This window comes from Paraglaciecola sp. (assembly GCF_039942875.1).
GTDB lineage: Bacteria > Pseudomonadota > Gammaproteobacteria > Enterobacterales > Alteromonadaceae > Paraglaciecola.
In genome coordinates, this window is record NZ_JBDVBQ010000004.1 from 144,872 (window position 1) to 152,424 (window position 7,553).

General features: G+C 37.3%; 5 protein-coding genes. 4 read left to right on the forward strand and 1 reads right to left on the reverse strand.

The window, feature by feature from the left end; all coding sequences use genetic code 11:
- Positions 1–10: 10 nt before the first annotated feature.
- Genes ABJE44_RS01125 through ABJE44_RS01135 form a run of 3 tightly spaced genes read left to right on the forward strand, consistent with a single transcriptional unit; the run spans position 11 to position 5,139 of the window.
- Entirely contained in the window at positions 11–2,206 is a 2,196-nt protein-coding gene (locus ABJE44_RS01125) for a polysaccharide biosynthesis tyrosine autokinase (protein WP_348113008.1), read from the forward strand.
- Positions 2,207–2,220: 14 nt separating this feature from the next.
- Positions 2,221–2,961: a CpsB/CapC family capsule biosynthesis tyrosine phosphatase gene (locus ABJE44_RS01130; RefSeq protein WP_348113007.1), complete on the forward strand. Its 741-nt coding sequence runs from the start codon at positions 2,221–2,223 to the stop codon at positions 2,959–2,961.
- Between the two features lie 57 nt (positions 2,962–3,018).
- The gene (locus ABJE44_RS01135) at positions 3,019–5,139 is read left to right on the forward strand and encodes a hypothetical protein (RefSeq protein ID WP_348113005.1); all 2,121 of its coding nucleotides are present in this window, start codon (positions 3,019–3,021) and stop codon (positions 5,137–5,139) included.
- A gap of 276 nt (positions 5,140–5,415) precedes the next feature.
- Here the strand turns inward: ABJE44_RS01135 and ABJE44_RS01140 are convergent, their stop codons facing one another.
- Positions 5,416–6,009, reverse strand: a complete 594-nt coding sequence (locus tag ABJE44_RS01140) for a cytochrome b (RefSeq protein ID WP_348113003.1) — start codon at positions 6,007–6,009, stop codon at positions 5,416–5,418.
- A gap of 344 nt (positions 6,010–6,353) precedes the next feature.
- On the opposite strand from ABJE44_RS01140, the gene ABJE44_RS01145 reads away from it, so the two are divergent.
- A partial coding sequence (locus tag ABJE44_RS01145; protein WP_348120605.1) for a right-handed parallel beta-helix repeat-containing protein occupies positions 6,354–7,553 on the forward strand: 1,200 nt, incomplete at its 3' end.

Genomic DNA, 7,553 nt, shown 5'->3' on the forward strand with positions numbered 1-7,553 from the left:
AAGAAATAGTATGAACGAGGTAGTTACCCAACAAGTCTTTAGGGGATCGCGTATGCACGAAAATAAAACACTAGATGGCGAAGAGTCGGTTGATCTTGGCCATTACTGGCGAGCGGTTCGCAGAGCCAAGTGGGGAATTTTATTAGTAACGTTAGTTAGTTTACTAATTGGAGTCATGGTTGCTAGGACAGCGGAACCAGCCTTTAAGGCAACTGCTAAAATTTTGGCGGATCCGCAACCACCTAAAGCGAATGATGATGGGCGCAGTATTTCTGCATCTCTTGTCTTATTATTCTATCAAACGCAGTATGAAATTATTAATTCTCGAATTCTTGCTGGGATAGTAGTGGACAAACTTGGATTAGTTGAAAGGTTCAAACAAAGTGATGCCTATAAAGATAGAGATCCTAGTTCTAAGCCAATGAGTGACGCTGAGTTACGTATTGTGATGGCTGCGAAAATTCAAGATAACCTATCGGTAAGTGGCGGAAGACAAAGTCAGATAATAAATATTAGTTATGTTTCTTCGGATCCAGTACAAGCCGCTGCAATTGTCAACACCCTATCTGAAGCTTATATTCAATATGGGTTAGAGTCTCGTTTAGGTGAATTAAAAAATACTGAGCTTTGGTTAAGTGAACAATCTGCTCAATTAAAAGCCGCTTTATACGCATCCGAAGTTAAATTGAGTCAATTCCGTTCTCAACAGGGCCTTGTTGATACGGAACAACAGCAGAGTCTGGCGAATAGTCAACTTCAATCGTTAAACGGGGAGCTTATTCGCGCACAAACACGCCTTAGCTCAGCAGAGGAACAATATCTACTTGTTAAAGATGTAAAAGTTAATTCTCCTGAACTCTACTCTTTGGGCCCTGTGTTACAAAACGCTGCGGCAAGTGGGCTGGTGATAGAGCGTGCACGCTTAGAGCAAAGAGTAAATGAACTTTTCGAGCGTTATGGTGAGAAGCATCCAAAAATGATAGCAGCGCGGGCCGAATTGAAAAGTGCTACTGAAATTTTGGCTGCTGAAGTTAACAAAATTGTCGAAAATATTGAAAAAGATTATCAGTTAGCAAAAGTGCAAGTATCAAATATCGAGAAACTAATTGATAAAAGCCGAAATGATATTCAAGAGTTGCAGTCAGATAATTTTTCTCTAGTAAGTTTAGAAAGAGAAGTAGAGAACAATAGGCGTATTTATGAGAATTTTCAAATCAGCTTATTAGAAGCCTCTGGTAATAGTGAATATAACGCATCAAATATAACGATAATAGATAGCGCCACTGTTCCTCTTAAACCTTTTAAGCCTAATATTAAACTAATTATAATGTTGTCTGTAATAACTGGTCTTATTGTTGGTATAGCAATGGCTTTGCTTTTAGATGCATTTAATAAAACCTTTAAAACTCCGGATAACATTGAAGATAATTTGCATTTACCAACTTTAGGTATCACTCCACTGGTTAAAAAGAAAAAGAATATTGCCAAACCAGAAATGCAGTATTTAGATGATTCTTTATCTCCTTTTTCAGAGAGTGTAAATACTATAAGAACAGGTTTGTTATTTTCAAATATAGATAAGCCTCCTAAAACGTTACTCATTACCTCATCAGAAGGTGGCGAAGGCAAGTCAACACTTGCGATTAACTTAGCTGTAGCATTTAGCAATATTGGTAAGACATTGTTACTTGAGGTTGATTTACGAAAGCCTTCAATCGCAAAGTGTTTTGACATACCATTTAATCAAGGACTAACTGATCTCATAATGGGGGCTAGTTTGGAAGAAAACGTACTTCATAAAATCAATAATGAAAAGCTTTCGATTATGCCTTGCGGCACAATTATTAGAAATCCTATTGAGTTATTATCTTCAAGAAAGTTTGAGGAAGTTTTAGCTACATTAAATGAGCATTTTGAATACATAGTGCTAGATGGACCTCCTACAATACCTGTAAGTGATGCATGTATTTTAGCTAATAAAGTAGATGGCGTGATATTTGTTTCTAAAGCCGAAGAGACAAAAATTAGTATTGCAAAAGAGGCCGTGTCTCGCCTACAAAAGTTAAATGCAAATGTTATTGGTGCTGTGTTAACGGCAGCAGATCCCAAAAAAATGAGCTACTACGGAGAACACTTCCACACAGCTGAGTATTATGGTGTAACACCCAAAAAAGGTGATGAGCCTAAGCCAGAGGCTGCGATTTAATTTGTTGCCACGCCATGATTGACTTACATAGCCATATATTACCCGGGGTTGATGATGGTGCTCAAGCTGTGGAAGACTCTCTTACGATGTTACGCATGGCTGTTGATTCAGGCGTTACTACGCAAGTTTTAACACCCCATATTCACGTTGGTAGATACAACAATACAAAAGCTAAGCTCAAGGAGCACTTTTTAAGGTTTAGGGATATAGTAGAAGCTGAAAATATCCCTATTTCATTGTTATTGGCTGCTGAAATGCGTATAGGTTCTGAAATAATGAATTTAACCATTAATGATTCAATACCCTATTTAGGAGAGTTCGAGGGTAAACGAACATTTCTCCTTGAATTTCCCCGTAGTGATGTGCCTCTAGGTAGCGATAACCTAGTGAAATGGTTGTTAGCGAAAAATTATCTACCTGTGATAGTTCACCCAGAGCGCAATAGTGCATTTTTAGTTCGTCATAGTAAGTTACAAAAATTTCTAGACTTAGGCTGTCCCATTCAAATTACAGCAAGTAGCTTAACCGGGAAGTTTGGTCGCGATGTACAAATTAAGGCTGAGCAGCTGTTATTAGATGGGCAAGTTAGTGCAATTGCTTCTGATTGTCATAATGTAAAAGGCAGGGCTCCAGATTTAGATATGGGCTTTGATTCCGCTTCAAAAATTATTGGTATAGAAAATGCTAAAAGGCTAACTTGTGGTATGCCCAAAGCTTTACTCAGTAAAAATCCAAGTTATGATTATGTTAGGTAAGGTTTAACTTTAGGCATTCCTCTTTCAATAATAATATAAAAACTAAAAGAGGCAATAATGAACAGAGCTTGGCTAATTCGTTTTAACAAACTAGGTACTTTATTGGTACTTTTCGTATCATTTAATCTAAGCGCAGGGCCAAGAGCGGTAGCTACCTTTGAATCGATAGGTATTTATTGGGGAGATGCTGAAGCTGCAGGAGTTGAAAACGAGTGTAAGCTAGAGTATCGGGTTTTAGGTACACAAGACTGGAGCCATGGTCAATCTCTATGGTATGACGATAGGGGGGGGGATTATGGGGACCCAGAATATAGAGGTAGTCTTGTCAATCTAACCTCAAATACTGAGTATGAGATTAAGCTAAGCTTAGAATCGGGTGAGTCTTCAACTACCGTTGTGACTACTTGGAGTGACGAATTTCCTATCGCCAAAACCATTGAAATGCCAATTACCTCATCCGATACTTTAGAAATAACCGAATCCGGAACTCCCGATGGATATATTCTTTACACTGCCCCAGCAGGGAAAACCTCTACTCTAAATGCTAAAGGTGTACTCGATCACAACATTACAATAAATGCCTCATATATAATTATAAAAGGCTTAGTATTGAAGAATGCCTCAATGCATGCCATTAGGTTATATGAAAATGCACATGATGTTGTTATTGATAGCAATAAGATTAGTAGGTGGGGACGAGTTGATGAAGATGGTTGGGGAGTGAATGCAGACTCTGCAATTTTCAGTAATAAAGCGACTGTAGAAAAAATCATAATTCAAAATAATAATATTTTTGAACCCAATGCTGATACTAATAATTGGTTAGAGTATCGTGAAAGCCTCAAAACTTACCATCCAAATGGCCCCCAAGCTATAACGTTTTCAGAAACTGCTGGGAACCATGTTATTCGGTATAACAACATATATTCTGGACCAAATCGCTATTTCAATGACTGTATCGGCGGTGGAGTTAATTATAGCTTTTCTGGCTCCCCAAACAAAGACTCAGATATATATGGTAATTACATATCTAATTGTTGGGATGATGCCATTGAATCCGAAGGAGCGAATAAAAATGTCAGAATATGGGGCAACTATATTAATAAAGCATACAACGCAATTGCCACGGCTCCGACATCAATTGGGCCATTATATATTTGGAGAAATTTGTATGGAATTAGTCAGAAGAGTGACCTGGATGACTGGGATGAGACGGATAGAGGAGGATTTTTAAAGACTGGCCAAGAAGACATGTATACCGGGGGGAAAATATTTGTTTTTCATAATACTATTTTGCAACCAAAAATTGGATCAGCGACTGAGTCATTGGGAGCAAAGACTGGATTAGGTATGGGTGGGGAAATGAAAAATGTCGTGTCCCGAAATAACATTCTTAATGTTATAGATTCGAATGACCCCAGCATACGCGGTGATATTAATGATGATGGTGACTATGATTATGATTTATATAACGGCAGAATTGATGGGGACACAACAAATCAAAAGAACGGACTTTATGACATGCCAATATACACTACTGACTTTTCTGAGGAAGATGTTTTTGAGCAGGGTATAGGTGAATTTTCTTTAGACACTAAAAGTTCAGGACATGATGGTGGTGTTATTCTACCAAATTTCAATGATGAGTATGTCGGTACTGGCCCGGATATTGGCGCGCACGAAAATGGTAACTCTTCCATGATATTTGGTCCTCAAGATATCATTACCACAAGTAAAGCTAGTGACCATTTTGAATATGGAAATGAAAATGGCGGACAAGGGTGGAGTACATCATGGTCTTTAAAGCGTGATGCACTTGTTCAAAAAGGAGGTCTTGATGTTGGTTATTATGAACTGGAACTACTAGATTATGATAGCCAAGCTATTCGAACCCTTGATTTAAATGGGGCGTCAAGTGCCACGCTATCCTTTTATTGGATGTCTAATATTCAAGAAGGCTTTGGTTTTAATAGAGTAGAAATATACGATGGTTCATGGCATACCATTTGGAAAACTACTAAACAGCAAACGGGTAATGAGTTTGAATTAGCAGAAGTCGATCTTTCTAATTACTCTTTGAATAGCGAGTTTAAAATTAAGTTTACTTCAAGAATGACAGATTCAAATACAAGTTACTTTAAAATAGATGGAGTAAAAATAGTGTTTGAGTCCGAGTAGTTACCCAATCGTAACTATACTTTTTATGTGAAGCTTTGTTTTCGAAGCTTGGGTTTAAGTGGTGTCACTTTATTCAGACACCATTTTGGCTTGTTTTTTTTACCTTTTTGAATATTGTTTATATAACTTTGAATTATTGAAACACTTATAAAGAAACTTACAGCCTACTGTCTCTTATTTGAGTCATTTATTGGCCTGATAACTATCTCATTTATCAATAATTTCTTGTAGATTGGGCTTAAACTTAAATATTCGTAAAATTTTATTTGCTTAGAGTTAAGCACTTTTATCGTACGACATTTTGATAATAGTTCGGTCTTTTAAGATAAAGTGATGATATAAGGCTGCTAATACATGACCTACAATTAACATCCACATTAGTAAGCTCCCCATAATATCTTTGTGAATATAATCCACCACTTTTTCGAATGCTTTAAAATCCGTTTTTAAAAGGTCAACGACTATTGATTGAAATAAAACAGTATCTGCAAATTTAGGAATGTTAAATATATTAAAAAACTTTGTGTCAGTTCCTGTCCCCATATATCCAGTAGCAACCATGATCACTATCGCTAGGTAAAGGGCCAAGTGCCCTATATGAGCCGCCAATTTTTGTAATTGTGTGCCAGGCTCTGAATTTGGAGTTTTATTTGCTATGCGCCAAATAATTCTCAATACTACAACTACCCCTATAGTAACCCCAAACGAAAGGTGTAATTGCAGTGCTTTAGAGCTGGCAGAGGTTCCTGATTCTGTAAACCAGTGTCTAAAATAAACCGATAAATAGCTGAATAAAAATAATGCAGCTGTCCCCCAATGTAGGCTTTTTGCTATAAAACCGTAGTCTCTTATTGTATTTGTAAGCCTCATGTTTCTCTCCTAATGATTAAGTTGTGTAACCAGTCCAGTCACTTACTGAGTAACCCATAAACAGCACTTAGTTTAATTATTTACCTTATTGACTTAAAGCTTATTTCGGATGTTTTATTCAGTATGTAGCTAGGTTATATAGTTAACGCTTCGTTGAAACAAATTTTAGTTTTACCTCTTACTACACCTCCTAAATTTTATACATAAGTATTGAGTGATAGATTTTTCGAAATCTTAATTTTTGGTTTACTACTCAGTATTGAAGAAATAGCGATAGATAAAGCATTTCTAGCTTAAATAACTGTAGCTCCACCCTTTCGGTATCGGAAATAAAAGAGGTAAAAATGATGGGTATATCATGGCAAATTAAGAAGCGAGCATTGGTCCTGCCTTTTTTGTTATTCTTTGCATTTGGAGCATCTGCTCAACCAGAAGCTATTGCGACCTTTGAGTCAATTGGAGTTTATTGGTCTGATGCCGTTGATGCCGGTAGCGAAAATGAGGGGACTATTCAATACCGTCCCCTAGGTGATAGTGATTGGAATGATGGCTTTGCATTATGGTACGACGAGCGCGGGGGAGACTTTGGAGAAGCTGAGTATCGTGGAAGCCTAGTGAACTTAACTCCAAATACAGAGTATGAGATAAAAGTTACTTTAGAGTCTGGTACTTCGGAAATTATAACTGCAATTACTTGGAGCGAAGAGTTTCCAGTCGCTTCTATAGTAGAACTTCCTGAATCATCAGACACTCAATTGACTATTAAAGATTCAGGTTCAGAAGGTGGTTACCTTGTTTACACCTATGGTGAAAGTGGAACCGCTGAAATTACTGGGGGAACTTATAATATAAAGATAGATGCTTCTTATATCATAATCAGAGGGCTTACTTTAACAGGAGCAGAAAAGCACGCAATATATTTAGATGTAAACGCTCACCATGTAATTATTGAAGATAACGATATTAGTCAGTGGGGGCGAGTCTTGGATGATGGCTTTGCTAAAAACTTTGATTCTGGTGTATTTTCAAAAGCCACTTTAGGTGCACAATTTATTATACAGCGAAATAAAATTCATCACCCTAATTACGATTCTAATAATTGGGAAGAGTATAGAGTTGCAACAGATACATATCACCCGGAGGGGGCACAAGCCATATCTTTTGAAAATACCGCGGGCAATCATGTTATTCGTTATAACGAAATCTACTCAGACGAAGACCACTATTTTAACGACGGTATTGGTGGCTTAGAGAATTATAGTTATAACGGCTCACCTAATAGAGACTCTGATATTTATGGTAATTATATTTCCCACTGTTGGGATGATGGCATAGAAGCAGAAGGTGCCAATCGCAATGTGAGAATTTGGGGCAACTATATAACCAAGACCTTTGTTGGTATTGCAACAGCTGGTACTTCTATTGGCCCACTCTATATATGGCGAAATATTTATGGAATTAGTCAGGAAAGTGATTTAAGTGGTTGGGACAGTACACGTCGTGGTGGTTTTATCAAAACCCAAAATAAGGAAAGTTACACTGGT